General features: G+C 71.6%; 16 protein-coding genes. 5 read left to right on the forward strand and 11 right to left on the reverse strand.

Features of this window, described 5'->3' with window-relative positions; translation table 11 throughout:
* Position 1 precedes the first annotated feature (1 nt).
* Positions 2-3,583: an urea carboxylase gene (gene uca, locus NQO67_RS01925; RefSeq protein WP_255945648.1), complete on the forward strand. Its 3,582-nt coding sequence runs from the start codon at positions 2-4 to the stop codon at positions 3,581-3,583.
* The gene (gene atzF, locus NQO67_RS01930) at positions 3,580-5,319 is read left to right on the forward strand and encodes an allophanate hydrolase (RefSeq protein ID WP_255945650.1); all 1,740 of its coding nucleotides are present in this window, start codon (positions 3,580-3,582) and stop codon (positions 5,317-5,319) included. Before uca ends, atzF begins: the two co-directional genes overlap by 4 nt.
* Positions 5,320-5,327: 8 nt before the next feature.
* Here atzF and NQO67_RS01935 read toward each other — a convergent pair whose 3' ends face one another.
* Genes NQO67_RS01935 through NQO67_RS01950 form a run of 4 tightly spaced genes read right to left on the reverse strand, consistent with a single transcriptional unit; the run spans position 5,328 to position 9,164 of the window.
* Positions 5,328-6,728, reverse strand: a complete 1,401-nt coding sequence (locus NQO67_RS01935) for an MFS transporter (RefSeq protein ID WP_255945651.1) — start codon at positions 6,726-6,728, stop codon at positions 5,328-5,330.
* A 45-nt stretch (positions 6,729-6,773) separates the two neighbouring features.
* Positions 6,774-7,232, reverse strand: a complete 459-nt coding sequence (locus NQO67_RS01940; RefSeq protein ID WP_255945652.1) for an RpiB/LacA/LacB family sugar-phosphate isomerase — start codon at positions 7,230-7,232, stop codon at positions 6,774-6,776.
* A gap of 16 nt (positions 7,233-7,248) precedes the next feature.
* On the reverse strand, positions 7,249-8,181 hold the full coding sequence (locus NQO67_RS01945) for a PfkB family carbohydrate kinase (protein WP_255945653.1): 933 nt from the start codon (positions 8,179-8,181) through the stop codon (positions 7,249-7,251).
* A gap of 2 nt (positions 8,182-8,183) precedes the next feature.
* A complete protein-coding gene (locus NQO67_RS01950; protein ID WP_255945654.1) occupies positions 8,184-9,164 on the reverse strand; it encodes a LacI family DNA-binding transcriptional regulator in 981 nt (326 codons plus the stop codon).
* A gap of 756 nt (positions 9,165-9,920) precedes the next feature.
* Here NQO67_RS01950 and NQO67_RS01955 point away from each other — a divergent pair.
* Positions 9,921-10,481, forward strand: coding sequence for a DUF308 domain-containing protein (locus NQO67_RS01955; RefSeq protein ID WP_255945655.1), 561 nt, complete (start codon positions 9,921-9,923; stop codon positions 10,479-10,481).
* A gap of 330 nt (positions 10,482-10,811) precedes the next feature.
* Here the strand turns inward: NQO67_RS01955 and NQO67_RS01960 are convergent, their stop codons facing one another.
* On the reverse strand, positions 10,812-11,387 hold the full coding sequence (locus NQO67_RS01960; RefSeq protein ID WP_255945657.1) for a TetR/AcrR family transcriptional regulator: 576 nt from the start codon (positions 11,385-11,387) through the stop codon (positions 10,812-10,814).
* A 173-nt stretch (positions 11,388-11,560) separates the two neighbouring features.
* Here NQO67_RS01960 and NQO67_RS01965 point away from each other — a divergent pair, with 173 nt between their 5' ends.
* Together NQO67_RS01965 and NQO67_RS01970 are read left to right on the forward strand one after the other, a co-directional pair.
* On the forward strand, positions 11,561-11,926 hold the full coding sequence (locus NQO67_RS01965; RefSeq protein ID WP_255945659.1) for a VOC family protein: 366 nt from the start codon (positions 11,561-11,563) through the stop codon (positions 11,924-11,926).
* A 435-nt stretch (positions 11,927-12,361) separates the two neighbouring features.
* Positions 12,362-12,925: a chorismate mutase gene (locus tag NQO67_RS01970; protein ID WP_255945661.1), complete on the forward strand. Its 564-nt coding sequence runs from the start codon at positions 12,362-12,364 to the stop codon at positions 12,923-12,925.
* A gap of 145 nt (positions 12,926-13,070) precedes the next feature.
* On the opposite strand, the gene NQO67_RS01975 is transcribed toward NQO67_RS01970, so the two are convergent.
* The 6 genes from NQO67_RS01975 to NQO67_RS02000 form a co-directional block, all read right to left on the reverse strand.
* The gene (locus NQO67_RS01975) at positions 13,071-13,655 is read right to left on the reverse strand and encodes a TetR/AcrR family transcriptional regulator (protein ID WP_255945663.1); all 585 of its coding nucleotides are present in this window, start codon (positions 13,653-13,655) and stop codon (positions 13,071-13,073) included.
* Between the two features lie 109 nt (positions 13,656-13,764).
* Entirely contained in the window at positions 13,765-15,333 is a 1,569-nt protein-coding gene (locus NQO67_RS01980) for an MFS transporter (protein WP_255945665.1), read from the reverse strand.
* Positions 15,334-16,000: 667 nt separating this feature from the next.
* On the reverse strand, positions 16,001-16,849 hold the full coding sequence (locus tag NQO67_RS01985) for a TetR/AcrR family transcriptional regulator (RefSeq protein ID WP_255945667.1): 849 nt from the start codon (positions 16,847-16,849) through the stop codon (positions 16,001-16,003).
* 182 nt (positions 16,850-17,031) lie between these two features.
* Positions 17,032-17,169, reverse strand: coding sequence for a hypothetical protein (locus NQO67_RS01990; protein ID WP_255945669.1), 138 nt, complete (start codon positions 17,167-17,169; stop codon positions 17,032-17,034).
* A gap of 172 nt (positions 17,170-17,341) precedes the next feature.
* Entirely contained in the window at positions 17,342-18,271 is a 930-nt protein-coding gene (locus tag NQO67_RS01995; RefSeq protein ID WP_255945671.1) for a DUF1702 family protein, read from the reverse strand.
* A complete protein-coding gene (locus NQO67_RS02000) occupies positions 18,268-19,257 on the reverse strand; it encodes a DUF1702 family protein (protein WP_255945673.1) in 990 nt (329 codons plus the stop codon). The genes NQO67_RS01995 and NQO67_RS02000 overlap by 4 nt, the downstream gene beginning before the upstream one ends.
* Positions 19,258-19,287 lie beyond the last annotated feature (30 nt).

Below are 19,287 nucleotides of genomic sequence, written 5' to 3' on the forward strand. Positions count from 1 at the left end.
CGTGTTCGACACCCTGCTCGTCGCCAACCGCGGAGAGATCGCCTGCCGCATCATCCGCAGCGCGCACGCCCTCGGACTGCGGACGGTCGCCGTCCACTCCGACGCCGACCGTACGGCCCCGCACGTGCGGATGGCCGGCGAGGCCGTCCGGCTGGGCCCGGCGCCCGCGGCCGAGAGCTATCTGCGCGCCGACCTCGTCCTGGCGGCGGCGCGTGCCACCGGGGCCGGGGCGATCCACCCCGGCTACGGATTCCTGTCGGAGAACTCGGCCTTCGCCACCGCGGTGGAGGAGGCAGGGCTTGCCTTCGTCGGACCCACGCCCGCCCAGCTGGAGGTCTTCGGCGCCAAGCACACCGCCCGGGCGGCGGCGCTGGCCGCGGGCGTGGCCCTGCTGCCCGGCAGCGGGCTGCTGGCCGACGAGGCGGCGGCACTGCGCGCGGCGCAGGAGACCGGCTATCCGGTGATGCTGAAGGCGACCGGCGGCGGGGGCGGCATCGGCATGCAGGCCTGCGCGGGGCCCGAGGAACTGCGCGAGGCCTTTTCCCGGGTGACCCGACTGGCCCGGGGCAGCTTCGGCGACGGCGGGGTCTTCCTGGAGCGGTACGTCGAGCAGGCCCGCCATGTCGAGGTGCAGGTCTTCGGCGACGGCGACGGCGGGATCGCCGTCCTGGGCGACCGTGACTGCTCCCTGCAACGCCGCCACCAGAAGGTCCTGGAAGAGGCTCCGGCCCCCAGGCTCCCGTCCGGTGTGCGCACCGAACTGCACGCGGCCGCACGGGAGCTGTGCCATGCGGTGGCCTATCGTTCGGCCGGAACGGTCGAGTTCGTGTACGACCCGGTGCGCGAGGAGGCGTACTTCCTGGAGGTCAACACCCGTCTCCAGGTGGAGCACCCCGTCACCGAGGAGATCCACGGCGTCGACCTGGTCGCCTGGATGCTGCGGCTCGCGCGCGGCGAGAGCGGCTTCCTGAGCGAACCGCCCCAGCAGGGCCACGCGGTCGAGGCCCGCATATACGCCGAGGACCCCACCCTGCACCACCGGCCCAGCTCCGGCCTGCTGACCCGCGTCCACTTCCCCGAGGGCGTGCGCGTGGACGGCTGGGCGGAGACCGGGCAACGGGTCCCCACCGCGTACGACCCGATGCTCGCCAAGATCGTCGCCACCGGCCGGAGCCGCGCGGCGGCGTTCGCACGGCTGGCCGAGGCCCTGGACGACACCCGGGTGGACGGCGTGGAGACCAACCTCGGCCTGCTGCGCGCCGCCTGCCGCGAGCCGGTCGTGCTCGACGCCCGCCACACCACCGCCACCCTCGCCGGTCTCACCGACCCGCGCCCCCGCATCGACGTGGTGCGCGGTGGTGCGCAGAGCACCGTCCAGGACTGGCCGGGCCGCACCGGCTACTGGGAGGTCGGCATCCCGCCCGGCGGCCCCATGGACGACCTCTCCTTCCGGCTCGGCAACACCGCCGTCGGCAACCCCGAGGGCGCCCCCGGCCTGGAGTGCACCCTGGAGGGCCCCGCCCTGCGCTTCTCCCAGCCGGCCGTCGTCTGCGTCACCGGGGCCCCGGCCGGGGTCACCGTGGACGGCCGCGCCGCCGAGCAGTGGCAGCCGCTGGAACTGGCGGCCGGCCAGGTACTGGAGATCGGCACCGCGCAGGGCCCCGGCATGCGCACCTACGTCCTGGTACGCGGCGGTCTCGACGTGCCCGGCTACCTGGGCAGCGCCGCGACCTTCACCCTCGGCGGCTTCGGCGGACACGCCGGCCGGGCCCTGCGCACCGGCGACGTCCTGCGCCCCGCGGCCCCCGCCGCCGACGCCCCGGCACCCGCACCCGTCGTGGCCGCCGCGCGCCCCCACTTCACCGCCCACTGGCGCATCGCCGTCAGCGAAGGCCCCCACCCGGCCCCTGACTTCCTCACCCGCGACGGCATCAGGACCGTCTACGAGAGCGACTGGAAGGTCTCCGCCCAGTCCGCGCGCACCGGCGTGCGCCTCCTCGGCCCCCGTCCCGACTGGGCCCGCGCGGACGGTGGCGAGGCCGGACTGCACCCCTCCAACGTGCACGACACCGCCTACTCCGTCGGCGCGGTCAACCTGACCGGTGACACCCCGGCCATCCTCGGCCCCGACGGCCCCAGCCTCGGCGGCTTCGCCTGCCCGGTCACCGTCGTGCGCAGCGAGCGCTGGAAGACCGGCCAGCTGCGCCCCGGCGACACCGTGCGCTTCGTGCCCGTCACCGAAGAGAGCGCCGAAGCCCTGCGCCGCACACCGGCCCTGCTCACCCTGCCGGCGTCCGGCGGCCTCGACGGCGACGACGGCGTACTGGCCCGCCGCCCCGCCACCGGCACCACCCCCGAGGTCGTCTACCGGCGCGGCGCCGACGACAACATCCTCGTCGAGTACGGCCCGATGACCCTCGACCTCGCCCTGCGCATGCGCGTCCACGCCCTCGCCGAACACCTGCGCGCCGTCGGCCCGCGCGGGCTCGTCGACGCCACCCCGGGCGTGCGCTCCCTGCACCTGCACGCCGACCCCGACGTCCTCCCGCTGCGTACCCTGCTCGGCCTGCTCCAGGAGGCCGAGGACCAGCTGCCCGCCACGGCCGACCTGACCGTCCCCAGCCGCGCGGTCCACCTCCCGCTGTCCTGGGACGACCCGACGGTGGACGAGGCCATCGCCCGCTACACCGCGTCCGTGCGCGACGACGCCCCCTGGAACCCGTCCAACATCGAGTTCATCCGCCGCGTCAACGGTCTGGCGTCGGTCGACGACGTACGCCGGATCGTCTTCGCCGCCCAGTACCTCGTCCTCGGGCTCGGCGACGTCTACCTCGGCGCGCCCGCCGCCACCCCGCTCGACCCGCGCCACCGCCTGGTCACCACCAAGTACAACCCCGCCCGCACCTGGACCGCCGAGGCGGGCGTCGGCATCGGCGGCTCCTACCTGTGCGTCTACGGCATGGAGAGCCCCGGCGGCTACCAGCTCATCGGCCGCACCGTCCCGGTCTGGGGCGGGCTGCGTCCCCCGCGCTCCTTCGCGGACGGCACTCCCTGGCTGCTGCGGTTCTTCGACCGGATCGTGTGGCATCCGGTGAGCGCGGCCGAACTCCTCGACATCCGGGCGGACCTGGCCGCCGGGCGGACCTGCCTGGACATCCGCGCCGGCACCTTCTCCCTCGCCGAGCACGAGAGCTTCCTGCGCGAGAACGCCGACGACATCACCGCCTTCCGAACCCGCCAGGCCGCCGCCTTCGCGACGGAACGCCAGGCATGGGAGGCCGCGGGCGAGTTCGCCCCCCGGACCGAGCCGGAACCCGCCGGCACCGTCGTGGCCCCGCGCTCCCTCCCGCCGGACGCGAGCCTGATCGAGGCCCCGCTCAGCTCCACCGTGTGGAAGGTCGAGGTGCAGCCCGGCACCCGGATCGAACCCGGCCGACCCCTTCTGAGCCTGGAGGCCATGAAAATGGAGGTCGTGGTCCGGGCCCCCGCGCATGGCGTCGTCACCGACATCCTCGTCACCCCCGGACAGCAGATAGCCGCCGGCACCCCGCTGGCCGTCGTCGTAGGAGAGGAAGCAGCGTGACCCAGAGCTGCGCCGCACGCGTCACCGCCGCCTACCGCCGCATCGCCGAGTGCGACCGGCCGGAGGTGTGGATCACGCTCCGGCCCGAGGCGGCGGCCCGTGCGGACGCCGAGGCCCTGGACGCCCGGCTGTCCGCCGGGGAACGGCCACCGCTGGCGGGCGTCCTGGTCGCCGTCAAGGACAACATCGACGTCGCCGGTCTACCCACCACCGCCGCCTGCCCCGCGTACGCCTACACCCCGGACGTCTGTGCACCGGCCGTGCAACGCCTGCTGGACGCGGGCGCGATCGTGCTCGGCAAGACGAACATGGACCAGTTCGCCACCGGCCTGGTCGGCACCCGCAGCCCCTACGGCCCCGTCCGCAACGCCCGCCACCCCGCGAAGATCTCCGGCGGCTCCAGCTCCGGTTCCGCGGTCGCCGTCGCCCTGGGCATCGCCGACATCGCCCTGGGGACCGACACGGCGGGCTCCGGACGTGTCCCGGCCGCCCTCAACGGCATCGTCGGCATCAAACCCACGCTGGGCCTGGTGCCCACCACGGGCGTCGTCCCGGCCGCCCGGTCCTACGACGCGGTCACCGTCTTCGCCCGCACCCTCACCGAGGCCCAGCAGGCCCTCACCGTCATGATCGGCATCGACGGGGCCGACCCGCGCGGCCGCACCTGGCCCGACGACGTCCGCCTGTCCGCACCGCCGCGGCCCCGGATCGCGATCCCGGGGGAGGAGGACCTGCGCCCGCTCTCGCCGGCGGCCCGCGCGGCCTTCCACACGGCGGTGAAGCAGCTGGAGGCCGCCGGGGCAGGGCCGGCGGTGACGGACGTCGGTCCGCTCCTCCAGGCGGCGAAGCTGCTGTACGACGGTGCGCTGGTCGCCGAGCGCCATGCCGCGATCGGCGGGTTCATCGCCCGCGACCCGTCGGTCGCCGACCCGACGGTGGCGGGCATCGTCCTCGCCGCCGCCGAGCTCCCCGCCCATGCCCTGGCCACCGACCAGGAACGCCTCGACCGGTACAAGGCCCTCGCCCAGCGCACCCTGTCCGGCTACGACGCGCTGCTGCTGCCGACCACCACCGAGCACCCCGACATCGCCGCCGTCCAGGCCGACCCCGTGGCCGTCAACTCCCGCCTGGGCACCTACACCAACTTCGTGAACCTGCTGGACATGGCCGCGGTCGCCGTGCCGGCCGGCGAGGCCGACGGCAGCCCCTTCGGCGTCAGCGTCATCACCCGCGCCTTCGAGGACCAGCCGGCCCTGGACATCGCCGCGCTCCTCACCGGTGAACAGGCACCGGCACTCCTGCCCGGTACGGGAGTCGACCTGGCCGTCTTCGGCGCCCATCTGCGCGGCCAGCCCCTCAACCACCAGCTCACCGACGCCGGTGCCAGGTACGGGGGAGAGGTCACCACGGCAGCGGCGTACCGTCTCGCCGCGCTCGACACCACGCCCGCCAAGCCCGGCCTGGTCCGCGTGGGCCCATCGGACGGCGCCCGGATCACCGGGGAGCGCTGGACCCTGTCTCCCGCCGCCCTCGGCCGCTTCCTCGCCGCCCTGCCCGCACCCATGTCCCTCGGCCGTGTCGAACTCGCCGACGGCACCTGGGTCCTCGGCTTCCAGTGCGACCCGCACGCCGCGGCCTGCGGCACCGACATCACCCACCACGGCGACTGGCGCGCCTACCTGGAAGCCACGGCCTGCGGCGCTCCGGGGGATCGGGGCCGTACCGATCCGAGGTGACCGGCCGGTCAGGAGTCGTGGCGGGTGCTCGACGCGCTGCCCGGGACAGGCTGCACCACGCCCGTCGTCGCCGCGGTGGGGGACTCCTGCTGCGCAGTCCGCACGAGTGCATGGACGCGCTTGCGCTCTCCGGGACCGTATGTCTCCTTGACCAGGAGAGCCGCGGCCAGTCCCACGATCGCGGCCGCGGTGTAGAGCAAGGCGGCCCCGGGCCAGCCGAGCCAACCGACGGCGGCAGCGGCGAGGAGCGGCGCGAACCCGCCGAGCGCGGCCGCCACCTGGTAGCCCATGGAGGCACCCGAGGCACGGGTGGAGGTGCGGAACTGCTCGGTCAGGAACGGTCCCTGCACGCCGGTCAGCGTGGCGTGCACGAAGCCGATGCCGAACACGAAGACCACGACGACCAACGCGGTGTTGCCGCCGTTGGTGAGCAGGTACATCGGAAAGGCGAAGGCCACCGCGACACAGCAGGCGGCGATGTACAGCGGACGCCTTCCGATCCGGTCGGTGAGGGAGCCGGCGAGGAACGTGGTGAAGATGGCGGTGATGCTGGCGGCGGTGAGCGCGCCCAGGGCGACGGAGTGAATCCCCTTGTGGTGTTCCGTCAGGTAGTTGAGCAGGAACGTCGCCGTCAGGTAGTAGGCGAAGGACTCCACGATGCGCAGTCCGATGACCTTCAGCACGCTCCGCCAGTCGTCGCGCAGGGTCGTCACGAACGGGTTCCGCTCCGTGCGCCCTTCCACCTGCGCTGCCGCGAACGCGGGGGACTCGGACAGCCGTGAGCGGACGACGAGCCCCACGACGACGAGCACGACGCTGACCAGGAAGGGAAGACGCCACTGCCAGTCGCCGGGAAGGTTCGACGAGATGAGGAACATGGCGCTGGCGAGGGCGATCCCGAAGGGGTTCCCGGACTGCGGGATCGCCGCGAACCGGCCGCGCTGGTGCCAGGGAGCGTGCTCGTAGGCCATGGTCACGGCCCCGCCCCATTCGGCGCCGAACGCAAGGCCCTGGATCATCCGGATGACGACGAGGAGGACCGGGGCGAGCACGCCGATCTGCGCCTCGGTGGGCAGCACGCCTATGAGGCAGGTCGCGCCGCCCATCACGAGCATCGCCGACACGAGCACGGGCTTGCGGCCGAAGCGGTCCGCCAGGTAGCCGCCGACGGCTCCTCCGAGCGGGCGCATCAGGAACCCGACGGCGAAAGTGGCGAACGCCAGGAGCGTGCCGGCGAAATGGTTCGAACTGGGGAAGAAGGCATCGCCGAAGTACAGGGCAGAGGCGGTGCCGTAGGCGATGAAGTCGTAGTTCTCGACGCTGGTGCCCAGAGCCGCGGCGACGGCTGTCTTGACGCGGTCCTCGGAACCGAGTGGCGACTGGACGGGTGCGGGCGCAGTGGCGCTCATCAGGTCAGGTCTCCTTTGATCAAGCCCTGAGGGATGGATGTGAGGTCAGCTCGTGGGCGGCCGCAGCCGGTCCAGTGCGTTGAGTTTCGCCACGCGTCGACGGGTGTCCTCGTCGTCGTCGAAGGTGGCCCGGAGGAAGTTCTCGAGGATGGCATCGAGGAAGGCGGGCGGCACCAGCCAGGCGCCGAGTGCGATGGCGTTGGCGTCGTCGTGCTCGACGGCCTGGTGCGCGGAGTAGGCCTCGTTGGCCAGTCCGCAGCGAATGCCCGGGATCTTGTTCGCGGCCATCACCGCCCCGGCCCCCGTGCCGCACACCAGGATGGCCCGGTCTGCTCGGCCGTCGAGCACCGGAGCGCAGGTCGCCTGGGTGATGTCGGGGAAGTCGACGGCGGCGGTGCTGTCCGTGCCGCAGTCGACGACGGTGTGGCCCAGCCGCCGGACGGCCTGGACGACCCTGTCCTTCAGGGGGAATCCGGCATGGTCGGCACCGATGGCAATTCTCATGTACCTGCTCCTTCAGTCAGCAGACGGCGGGGATCCACTGCTCCACTTCGCAGAGCGTGGGAATGGACGGGGAGGCGCCGGGCCGGGTGACCGTCAGAGCACCGGCCGCGCCGGCGAGAGCCATGCCCGCGCGGACCGGCAGCCCCCGGTGGGCGGCGAGATAGCCGACCACGGTGTCTCCGGCCGCCGTGGTGTCCACGGCGACGACCTGCGGGGCCGCCACAGCGACCGCCTCACGCCCATCGCTGTGCACTGCGCCCAGGGCGCCGCGGGTGCAGATCACCTGCGTGCGAAGGGTTCGGGCCACGGCGTGCAGGAGCGGCTCGGGCAGCTCGGCCGGTGCCTCGGACAGCTCGTCCGGCAGGGCGAGCAGCCGGCCGATGCTCGCCAGCTCGTGCTCGTTGACCACCAGCAGGTCGACATCCGTGACGATGTCCGCTTGCCTCCGCGGCGCCGGCGCTGCGTTCCAGATCACCGTCGCGCCTGCCCGGCGAGCCGAGCGCGCCGCGAACCGGCCGACGTGAGCGGGGATCTCGTTCTGCAGGACCAGGACGTCACCGTCCGCGATCGACGCGAGGCCGATGGCCACGTCCTCCTCGGTCACCGTGGCGTTCGCCCCCGGCAGCACGACGATCGAGTTCTCGGCCGAGCGATCGACCAGGACCGTGGCCTGTCCCGTCAGGGAACCGGTACGGGATCGCAGAAACGTTACATCTACGCCGCGCTCCGCGACGGAGCGCACCAGGGCCCGCGTACCGGCGTCATCGCCGACCGCTCCGACGAGCACCGTCGGTGCGCCGGCCGCCGCGGCGGCGATCGCCTGGTTGGCCCCCTTGCCGCCCGGTGAGGTCGCAGACGTTTCGGCGATCACCGTCTCGCCCGGCCCCGGGAGGAGCGGTACCAGGATCCGGGTGTCGGCATTGATGCTGCCGACGACGTACACAGTCATGGTCAACTGCCGGGCCTTTCGATGAATTGCGTCGGGATCCTGCTGGGCGCGGGCGATTCCCCGGCGATGACGGAGAGGAGTGTCCGCATGCCGCGGCGGCCGATCTCCGCCGCGTCGTTGGCCACGGCGGAGACGGGAGGGGAGACCAGGCCGAACCAGGGCGCGTCGTCGAACGCGACCACGTCGACGTCGCGACCACGCCCGGCGAGCCGGTGAAGCTCTTGGACCACCCCGAGGGTCATCAGGCCGTCCGCCACCAGGAAGGCGTCCGGCCGGATGCCGGAGGCGAAGACGCGCCGCGCGATCTCTCCGCCGCTCTCCATCCGGAAGTCGCCCTCGCAGACGAGCCGTTCGTCGACCGAGAACCCGAACTCGTCGCGCAGGTCCAGGAACGCCCCGAGTCGCTCGGCCGCGGTGGAGACCTCCCGCGGACCTCCCACGAACGCGATCACCTGCCGGCCCCGGCCGGCGAGCCAGGCGGCCGCCTGGCGGATTCCACCCGCGTTGTCCGAGGCCACGACCGGGACATCCACCCCCGGCACCGTCCGGTCCACGAACACCAGCGGCACGCCCGCCGAGACCAGCGCCGCGAACTGGGCCTGGTCCTGTCCCTGGGGAGCGATGAGCAGTCCGTCGATGCGCTGTGCGGCGAACGTGCGCAGGGAGGAACTCTCCTGCTCCGGATCCTCGTTGGCGTTCGCCAGCAGTACCGCGTATCCGTGCCGGCGCGCCTCCCTCTCGGCGGCGTGCGCGAGGTCGGAGAAGAAGGGGTTGCGAATGTCGGACACCAGCAGTCCGACGACATCCGTGCGTGCCCGACGGAGCGACCGGGCCGGGCCGTGGGCGATGTAGTTCAGCTCCGCTGCGGCCGCAGTCACCTTGAGGCGTGCATCGGTGGAGGTTCGGCTGTCGCCGCTCAGCACCCGCGAAGCCGTCCCCAGGGACACCCCCGCCAGCTTAGCGACATCTTTGATCGTCGCCATTCCCGCCTCCGTGGAAACGTTTCCATGACTGCTGCGTGGAAACGTTTCCACGTCAGGATTTTCGATGATGCTGTCAGCGTGGCGCTCCCGTGTCAATGCTCTGCCCTGTGGTACCGCCCCTGCCGAATGCCTCATCCATGCTGGTGGGGGCGGTTTCGAGAGGGTCAAGTGGCGTGCCGTGGCGTGCACTTGCCTGCCGCGAGCGCCGCGGCGCCATGGGTGGTCGCGCTACCGGGACGGGCCCGTCGCCGACCGCCATCGCCCGCACCGGGCCGGCGGATCACTCTTTTCCCTCGTGCGCGGGCGAGCATCCGGTCCCGTCGCGCCCGGGCGAGCACCCGGCCCATGATCGTCCCGACCGCTCGCCGGGGGCCTGCGCACCCAGCTGTTCGGTGGCGTGATCGGGAGCCGGGGAGTGAACTTCGCCCGCATCGCGCGAGATCGAGCCCCAGGGGCATGATCCGCTCGTCCTGCCTCGGCGCCGAACAGGCCCTCTGATCTGCGCGGATGTCATTCTCGGCGGGCGCTGGATGGCGATGGCCGGATGCCCGGGCGGGCCTCCTGATGTGCGGCGACTCCCGAAGCCCTCCGGTAGAGGTAGAACGTTCTGTCTTGACAAGTCGGAGCCGCCTTGCCAATCTTGCGATACAGAACGTTCTCCCTTGCGGTGGGGGCCTCCGGCAACCCGGGACGCCCTCCGACCGCAGGACAGGCCTCACCGCTTTCTCCGCCGCGTATTCACCGAAAGGGATCACTGTGAGCACCATCGCTGCTCCGTCCGGCATCACCGGCACCGCCTCCACCCTGCGCCGGCTGTACTTCGTCCGGTTCGCGTTCGCCATCGTCTGGGCCCTCGTGATGTTCACGATGGCGGCGAAGCTCAGTCCCGTCGGGATCGTGCTGCTCGTGCTGTATCCGCTGTTCGACGTGGGGGCGGCCGTCGTCGACGCGAGATCGTCGCGCACCGCGGGATCGCCGGTGCTGCTCTACGTGAACATGGCGGTCAGTCTGGTCGCGGCCGTCGGCGTGGCCGTCGCCTGCGCGTCCGGCATTCCGGCGGTGCTGCGCGTGTGGGGAGCCTGGGCGATCGTGTCCGGGCTGGTCCAGCTGATCGTCGCGGTTCCGCGCCGCACGATGGGCGGCCAGTGGGCGATGATCCTCAGCGGCGCCATATCGGTCCTGGCCGGGGCGTCGTTCGTCGTGTCGGCCAGCGCGGACGAGCCCACGCTCACCAGCGCGATCGGCTACGCCGTCCCGGGCGGCGTCTTCTTCCTCATCTCCGCCCTGCGGCTTGGCCGCGCCGCCAGGGAGAGCTGAAGGGACGCCCCTGCCTGCGACGCCAGCGCGCCGTGCACCACCCGGTCGGGGAGCGCGTCGCCGACCGGGTGGTGCACGGCGCGCTGGGTGCCGTCGTCGTGCGGGAACTGACCGGCGGTGAGTGCTCCGACCGGGCCCGCACACCGGTCAAGGCGCCGCTGCGGAGCACGGCCGCGCTCCGAGGGGCACGGGGAGGAAGAGGGAGTCGACGCGGAGCTATGGCGGTCCCTCCCTGCTCGAACGAAGTGGAGAGCTTGGGGGAGAGTGACGACAACGCGGAAGATGCGCGTGCCAGGGCCCGCGAGCCCAGCAGGATCCAGACGAGAGGCCCTAGCCCTGGCTCGCCGCGCCGTAGCGCAGGCCGTCGTACAGCAGCGACACGATGCGCTTGGCGTCGTCCTGCCAGCCCTTGGCCCGCATCCCGCAGATGCCACCGAGGGCGCGTAGGACGATGCGGCCGCTGACGTCGCCGCGGATGCTGCCGGCCTCGACGCCCGCGGCCACTAGCTGGTCGAGGGCGTGCGCCATGTCCTCGCGTGACTCGTCGAAGACCGGTGAGTCCGTCGCCATGATGCTCTCCAGCGCTTCACCCATGCCCTTTCCCGTGGCGGAGTGCTCCACGAGCAGGAGCAGGAAGGCGTGCAGTGCTTCGTCTGCGGGGTGTTGAGCGAGGAGCCGTGCCGGGGCGTCGCAGAGCTCGGCGACCTCCTGGCGGTAGACCTCGGCGACCAGCGCTTCCCGCGTCTCGAAGTGACGGTAGAGCGTGCCGACCGCTACCCGGGCGCGTCGGGCGATCTCCTCTACGTGCGCGTCGGTGTCACCGGCCAGGAACGCCTCGCGCGCTGCCGCGAGGAGCGCTTCGCGGTTGCGGCGGGCGTCGGAGCGCATCGGGCGGGACGAGGGCAACGGTCCTCCAAGGTGAGTCTGGTTCCGTTTACGTGTAGGGTTTCCGGAGTCCGGTTCACTTTACCGGCGTGCGCGGCGTGCGCGTCATGTGCCTCCTGCCGTCGACGCGGGACCGGGCTGAGCCGGCCCGCCTCGAAGAAGAGGCGACGAGAAACAAGACCAAGGGAGAGCACGTGAACCTCAGCCTGATGTCACTGGTCGTGGACACCGCAGACCTGGAAGGCGAGAGCTCCTTCTGGAACCGCCTGCTCGGCGGATCGCTCGCGAGGACGGACACGCACCACTTCCTGCGGGTCGATGACTTTCCGGTGCTGGTGATCCAGCTCGTACCGCGGCACGAGCCGCCGCAGTGGCCCGACGGTGTCTCCCAGCAGATGCACTTCGACCTCGCGACGGACGATGCCGCCGAGGCGGACAAGCGCATCCTCGACGCGGGCGGCCGACGCCTGCGGCCGACCGACGAGGTCGCTCCCACCCACCAGGGCAACCGCGTGTACGCCAGCCCCGCCGGCCACCCCTTCTGCGTCCGCGCGGCCTGACCGCAGCGGACACCCGAGGCGGGCCGGCCCTGCGGGACGGGCGGTCACCACCGGGCCGGACGAGTGCCCCTGACGGAGCCGGAGTTCGGCAACCGCGCCCCACACCGGTAAGCTGACCAGCGCTCTCGAGCCCGGTGCGCTGCCGGGCGGCCACCCCGACTGCTCGGGCCGGACGAGGCGATGCAGAGGCACGAGCCCCCGGTCCGCGCACCGAGCGGCTGCTCGCAGCGAAACGCCGCTTCGATCCGGACCACGTCTTCCGCGCGATCCCGCTACCCTGCCGAACCCGGCGAACGGCACGCTGACGCAGGCAGACCGCTTCCTGCGTATACCGAAAACCGAGGTAGACAATTGAACCTGCCAAACAGGATGGCTCGCTGCGCAGCGATCACCGGATTGTTGGGAGCCGCAACCGTACTGACTGCCCCTCACGCCGTGGCCGCAGATGGCCATGGGCATGCCGAATCCGTCACCAGCACGGTCGAGACGACCAGGCCACTGGGCAGGCTCGGCCCTCTGACGGGTCTTGTCATCGAACGCATCCGCGTGGGCGACGACGTGGCGGCGGCCAAGTTCGGCACCGACTCGCCCATCGAGGATCCCGTGCGCGAGGCCCAGGTGCTGGAGCAGGTCCGCGAGCAGGCCGAAGCCGTCGGAGTGAACCCGGACGCGGCGGCGGCGTTCTTCCGTGACCAGATCACCGCGAGCAAGGTCGTGCAGCGGGGACTGTTCACCCGCTGGACCGCTCACCCCGAGGAAGCCCCCACGACCCGCCCCGACCTCGGTCGGATTCGCCAGCACCTCGACCAGCTCACCACGGCCCTGCTCCAGGAGCTCAAGGACACGGAGCACGTGCGGGACAAGCCCCTGGCCTGCACGGCGCAGCTCGCCCTGGCAAGTGCGTCGGGGACGGTGCTCGAACGGTTGGACACGCTCCACCGCCAGGCGCTCGGGGTGGCGACGCCTTCCGTGTGCCGTTCCGGCGAGCCGACCGGATAACACCGAGCACTTCCCCGGGCACGGCACTGCTTCATGGACCAGGACGCGGCACGCAGCTCACCGCGCCACCGGGCGGCCGGCCGGGGTGCTGGTCCATGACGGCACCCCGCGGTGCGCGCGGCGCGGACATGACGGCCCGCCCGCGTCAGGCGGCGCGGGCCCGGAGGATTCCTTCGATGCCTTGCAGGAAGGTCTCGGAGACCAGCTCGGGGTCGGACAGGCAACCCGAGGCCATGGCGCCGTCCCGGAGCATGACGAGATGCCGGCCGGCGGCTTCGGCGGGCGCGTCACCGGTCTGGGCCAGCAGCCCCGTCATGGTCTCCAGGAACCACTGTCGATGGGCCAGGACGGCTCGGTGGACCGGGTGGTCCCGGTCGGGGTATTCCGCCGCCGCGTTGAGGAAGGCGCATCCCCGAAACCCCGGGGACCGGATACCCGCGGTGATGGTCCGGCAGATGGCCCGGATCTTGTCGGCTGCCGACTCCTCGCCTGCCTGGGCGGTCTCGGCCTGCGCCCGGAGCTCCCGGTCGGCCTGGTCGAGGTACGCGAGGACGAGGTCTTCCTTGCCCGCGAAGTGGCGGTACAGCGTGGCGCGGGTGACCTGTGCCTCCGCGATGATCCGGTCGATGCCGACGGAGTGGATCCCCTCCGCGTAGAAGATCTTGGTCGCCGTGCTGAGCAGCCGCGATCGCGCTTCCGACGTCCCTCTTCCTTTGGTGCTCTGGCTCATGCGCCCAGGTTAGCGAAGAACAAGGGAGAACGATCTGTCTCGTCGGGGTTTCCTGTCGGCGACGGTTTATCTTCCGGCCCGCGGAGTCCGACGCCGGCGACGTCGCCGGTCATGTCGTCCCGCCTCCCTTGCCCGGCGTGCGTGTTGTCGGTGTGGCCTGGGCGGGAACGGACTCGCTGCGCACCAGATCGTCGAGTTCGGCGTCCAGCGGAGCCGCATCCCCGAGGGGCTGGTGTGCGGCGTGCGGGTTGCTTCCGCGGGCGGCCACGGCGATCCCCGCCAGGGCCATGGGGAGTGCGACGAACAGCGCAGCGGTGCGCATGCCTCCCGGTACCGAGAGGATCAGGGCGATCAGCGGCGGTCCGAAGGCGCCGCCGGATTTCCCGACCGCAGCCGCCCATCCGCCGGCGGTGCCCCGGATGGCCAGGGGGTAGATCTCGGCTGTGTAGGGGCCGATCAGCGCGATGACACCGGCGGTACCGGCGAACAGCAGCATCACGGTCGTCAGGAGGACGGCTCGGTCGCCGTCCATTCCGATGGCGGCCAGAACGAGGAGGGCCGCAACGGTGAGGGCCGCATAGACGACCATGGTGCCCCGGGCCGACCAGCGCATGTAGAGCCATGCGGCCACCGCGCAGGTGGGGATGGACAGCAACGACGAGATGAACAGCAGCGTGGCAGCAGGCATGCCGTGTACGCCGGAGGACTCGAGCTGGCTGGGCAGGAACGTGATGAAGCCCCAGTAGACGAGGCCCCAGGCCAGCGCGTAGGCGCTGACGACCAGCGTCTTGGCCGTCTGCGGGCGCTTGAACAGGGCGGCCGCCGGGACGTGTTCGGCCTGCGCCTTCCGGGCGGTGAAGGCGGCCGATTCCGGAATCCACCGGTTCAACGCGATCAGGGCCAGGACCAGCGGGAGCTGGGCGAACCACAACACGCGCCAGCCGGCCAGCGGGATGAGGAGCACGGCAAGACCGGAGGCGGCCATGTAGCCGCCGGTGGTGGTGAGGCCGGCCTGGAGCACCATGATCGCCGCACGTCGGCCGGGTGGCAGGCTCTCGGTCATCAGGGCGTAGACGACGGGCAGCATGCCTCCGGCCGCCATGCCCATCAGGAAGCACATGATGAGGTTGCCGCCGAAGCTCGGCATGGCGCCGCACACCGTCGTACCGAGGAAGAGCAGCGACGCGATGAGGATGGTGGCCCTGCGGCCGATGCGGTCCGCCGCGCGTCCCCACACGAGTGAGCCGATCACGGTGCCCGTCAGGGCGCACGTGGGCATCCAGGAGATTTCGGCGGCGCTGAGCTGGTACTCGACACGCATTCCGGGGGTGATGAACGCCAGGGTGGCGGGCTTCATCTGGTCCACGAGCAGGGCGAAGGTCAGGATGGCGATGAGGCGGTGGCGGCTCGCCGTGGTGCTCGGTGCCGGGGCGGGCGAGGCCCTCGGACCTGCGCCCCGCGCCGGCATCACCGCGACGGCGGAGATCACCACGCCGACGACGATGGCGACCATGGCCACCCACATCGTCGGCGACATCGGCATCATGGACATGTCGAAATTCATGGGTGCGCAGTCGACGAACATCCGCAGGTGCTCGATGACGCCGGCACACGTCAGGATGACGCCGGTGGAGAACATCACGGGCCGGGGTATGAGGGACGCTGCTCGCGTGGCCAAGATCAACTCCTGGTCGAGGTGCGTGTGGGGGAGCCTGGTGACGCGGGGGCGGTATCTCTGCGGACCTTCACACCGAGTGCTGCTGCGGGTCGCCTGCCAGGCCGGCCGGCGGCACGGCAACGATGCAGCGACACAACGGATCACCTGACGGCGCCCGCCCGGTGCCACGGCGCTCGAAGTCCTGTTTGCGTTGCGGTTCGGCCGGCCGAGGTCCTTTCCCGGCGTCACCGTGATCGGGGTGCCGCGTGCTCGGATCCACATCCACCTCCGCAGACCCCCAGTCGCACGGTCGTCGCCGGGCGTTGCGCGCGCCGAGTCGTCGTTGAGGGCGGCCAGACCGGGTGGCTTTGCCGATTGCTGTGTGCCGCAGCCCTTTCGGCCGGTGTCCATGGATGCTGGCCGAGGCGAGTTACGCTGCGCTTACTCGAGGCGCAAGTGGGTGAACTGCTCTCCGACGGGGTCCGGCGGACGAAACGGCCGCGCCGGCACGGAGGGCGGGTCGGTGGCGGCGACCGTGCTTCTCGAGCGGTGCCGGCGCCGGCACCCGGTCGGCCGTGACGTGGTGCGCCGTGCTCGGGCTTGTGGTTCGCGCTGTGCGCCCCAGCGGCCGTAGCCGCGTGCCGCCGTTCGTGATGCGTCGGGCGGCGATGCCCTGGTGGGCCGCAGATCAGTAGCTTGCGGCGCGCGGGGTGCCGGCGCGGAGCGCGGTGTCGCGGCTCACCCCGACGAGCCGGTCCCAGCTGTCGACCAGGCCGAGGCTGGCGAACGTTTCGCGCATCAGCGTGTTGAAGACCGCGTCGGAGCTGATGAGTTCTGCTTCGACCTGGCCGATGACCTCGACCATCAGGACCCCGCACAGCCTGGCCCAGGCCAGTTTGAACAGCCAGAGCGTGCCCAATCCGTCCGCGCCGAGCGCAGCGACGAACGGGTCGTCGCTCTTGCTGGCGCTCTGCTGGATCAGCGCGTGCAGACCCGGGTCCAGGTCGCCGGGTGTCGGCACGGCGATCAGGCCGCGGGAATGCAACTCGATGAACAGCCGCGCGAAGTACGTGGCGAACGGATTCGGAGGGTCGTCGTCGTCCACCCCGGAGGCGGCGAACGGATTCGTGGGGACGTCGTCGTCCACCCCGTGTAACAACCCCAACACCTTGCGACGAAGGCAGGAGGCGTCGGCGAGCCTCGGGTTGGCGAACGCCATCTGGAATTCGCTCCGGTTGGCCAGCGCCCAGCAGCGCAACACCGTGGCCGACGCGGCGAGCCTGGCCGCGGGGTCGTCGCACGGATAGCGGTCGCGGGCCTTCTCCATGGTGGCGACCACACCGGTACAGATGTCGCGTGCGACCAGGGCGTGCAACTGGTCGACGCTGTCGATGTACCGGTACAGGGCCGGTGCCGTCATTCCCATCCGGGTGGCCACCGCACGCAATGACAGGGTGTCGCCTTGTCGCAGCAGCGCCCGGGACACCTCGACTATCTCGTCGTAGGTCTCCAGGCGCCGTCGTTCGCGGCGGCTCATCGCTGGTGACCGTTGCGCCATAAAGCCTCCCCGGGCCAGTCCGCCGATGTGTCCAACCGGATTCGTCCGCGACCGCGGGGCTGTGCGCAACAGCCACGGCCGGATTACGGTGCTCCTGCCAGTTTATGGCGGCCAGTCATCGCGACCACGGGTCGAAGGGCCGACTTGGCGCCTTTTCGATCCTACGTCGTGTCGCCCGGCACCAGGTAGTTGCCGCTGGAGCGGGCGTGCGTGGTCGCGGCGCCGAAGAGGTCGTGCAGAGGCGAGGCGCCGGGCCGGCCGGAGACATGATCGGGTCGCCTCGCACGGTGCGGCCGCATGCGCAGGAGTGCCGGCACGATGTGCCGAAGAGGGTGGGCGCGGCGGCCAGGGGTGACGCGGTTCGGACTCGGGTCGGGAGCGGCGCCCACCTCTTTCGTCAGGGTGCGGTCGCCGAACGGGCCGTCGCGTCGTTCAGCCTCGGCGCCGGCACCGAGCAGCCACCGCGGCCCGTCACGCAGTGGCGGTCTTCGCCGCGAAATGATCGCGCCACGCCTGGATCGGCGTCGACGACGTCGAACCGGCGACCTCACGCCGCCCTTCCCTGAGCACGCGCGCGGCGTCGCCACTGGAGATGCCGCCGAACACCTCGCAGGCCAGATCGGTGTGCGCGGCCTCGTTGCCCGCCAACTCCCGCGTCCAGGCGGCGGTGGCCGCGCCCCAGGCCAGCCGGTCCTGATACGCGCCGGCCACTTCGCACATCCGGTCGAGACCCGCGCGGTCGGTGCCGCCGCCGTAGGCGCAGGCCATGCCGACGCCGTTCCACAGGTCGCCGTGCCGGTCGGGCTGGAAGCCGGCGACGATGTCGGCGGCCCGGTCGACCACGGCGCCGGTCGAGAACCAGATCGCGCGGCCCAGGCCCTGGTCGAACAGGGGCCTGCACTCGCTCGACAGGCGGGTCGGACGTGCCTTCCCGGCGATGTAGCGGCGGTGTTTGAAGAAGCCCTCGTGGAAGCCGTACCCGTCCACGATCGCCCAGCCGAGCAGCGGATCCAGCCTGCCCAGGTACGACTCGGGCCGGCGCCGCAACCGGGCCAGCGCGAGACCGACACCGACGTAGGCGGTGTAGATGTGCGGGCCGCCGGGACCGTCGATGAAGGCGCCGAGCCGTTCCTTCCAGGGCGTCATCAGGTCCAACGCGCCCATACCCATGCCCGCGCCTTCGTAGGCGAACCCGCGGAACGCGGGGTCGACCGCCTTCAGCCGGTCGGCCAGCACGGGCACGGAGCTGTTCTCCAACGTGGCGTTGTAGCCCAGCGCCAGTGATTCGGCCACCGGGGCGAAGCGCTCCCAGGCCTCGGGAGCGAACCCGGGTCCGCTGAACACCTTGCGTGGTTCGGGGATACCGGCAAGCCGGCGACGGAGGCTGCCCAGTGCGGTCATCGATCGGTCCTCGCTGCTGTGGTCGGGTGTGGTCGGCGTGCGCTCCAGGCCGTTCGCACTCCTTGTCGCCACGCCTCGTAGCGTGGGGTGGTCGTATCCGGTGGCGCCGTGCGCTTTCGTTCGGCGGTGGCGATCCGTGCCACCGCCGCGCTGTCGGCCCCCCACGAGAGGGTGCAGGCCAGATCGGTGTAGGCCGCTGGGTGCCCCGTCAGATGCCGAAACTCCGCGGCGACGGCGACCCCGACGGCGAACTGGTCGACGTCCGGACCGGCCGCGGTCACGAGACTGCGCATGGCCGGTTCGTCGAGCACGCCCGCGGCGTATGCGCAGGCCAGGCCGACGCCGCTCCACAGGTCGCCACGGCGCGCCGCCGGAAACGGTTCGATCGTTGCGGCGATCCGCTGCGTGTTCGCGGCGGTGGTGAACCAGAGGCTGCGTCCCAGCCCGCGATCGAACATCCGTGCGGCATAGCCGGTGATACGGCGTGGCCTGACCTGCTGGTGCAGGCTCTTCTCGGGGGTGAAGAAGCCGTGGTAGAAGCCGTATCCGTCGAGGATGAGCCACCGCTCGTCATCGTCGTGGCGCGCCATGACCCGTAGCGGGTCCACCGGCATCCGCGGCAGTGCGAGACCGGCACCGATGTACAGCAGCGGCTTGTAGTCGCGTCCGGGACCGGCGAGGAACCCGGCAAGCCGCTTCTTGTGGGGCAGCAGGCAGTCCAGCAACGACAGCCCCATGCCGGCACCTTCGTAGGCGACCCCGCGCACGTCGTCGTCGCTGGCGTCCAGCATCGGGACCAGCGTGGCGAACCGGGGATGGTCGACGGTCGTCCAGAAGCTGTCGACGAGGGTGTGCGCGACCGGTGCGAAGTCCTGCCACACGCGATCGATGTCGTCGTGGACACCGAACTGCCGAGCCGCGATCTTGGGGAACTCGTCGGCGGACAGCCGCAGCACCGGCTTGAGGAACGTGCTCAGGGTGATCAACGTTCGGCTCCTCACGCTGGTTCGGCGAGA

Source organism: Streptomyces odontomachi, from assembly GCF_024435355.1.
In the GTDB taxonomy this organism is placed as follows: domain Bacteria; phylum Actinomycetota; class Actinomycetes; order Streptomycetales; family Streptomycetaceae; genus Streptomyces; species Streptomyces odontomachi.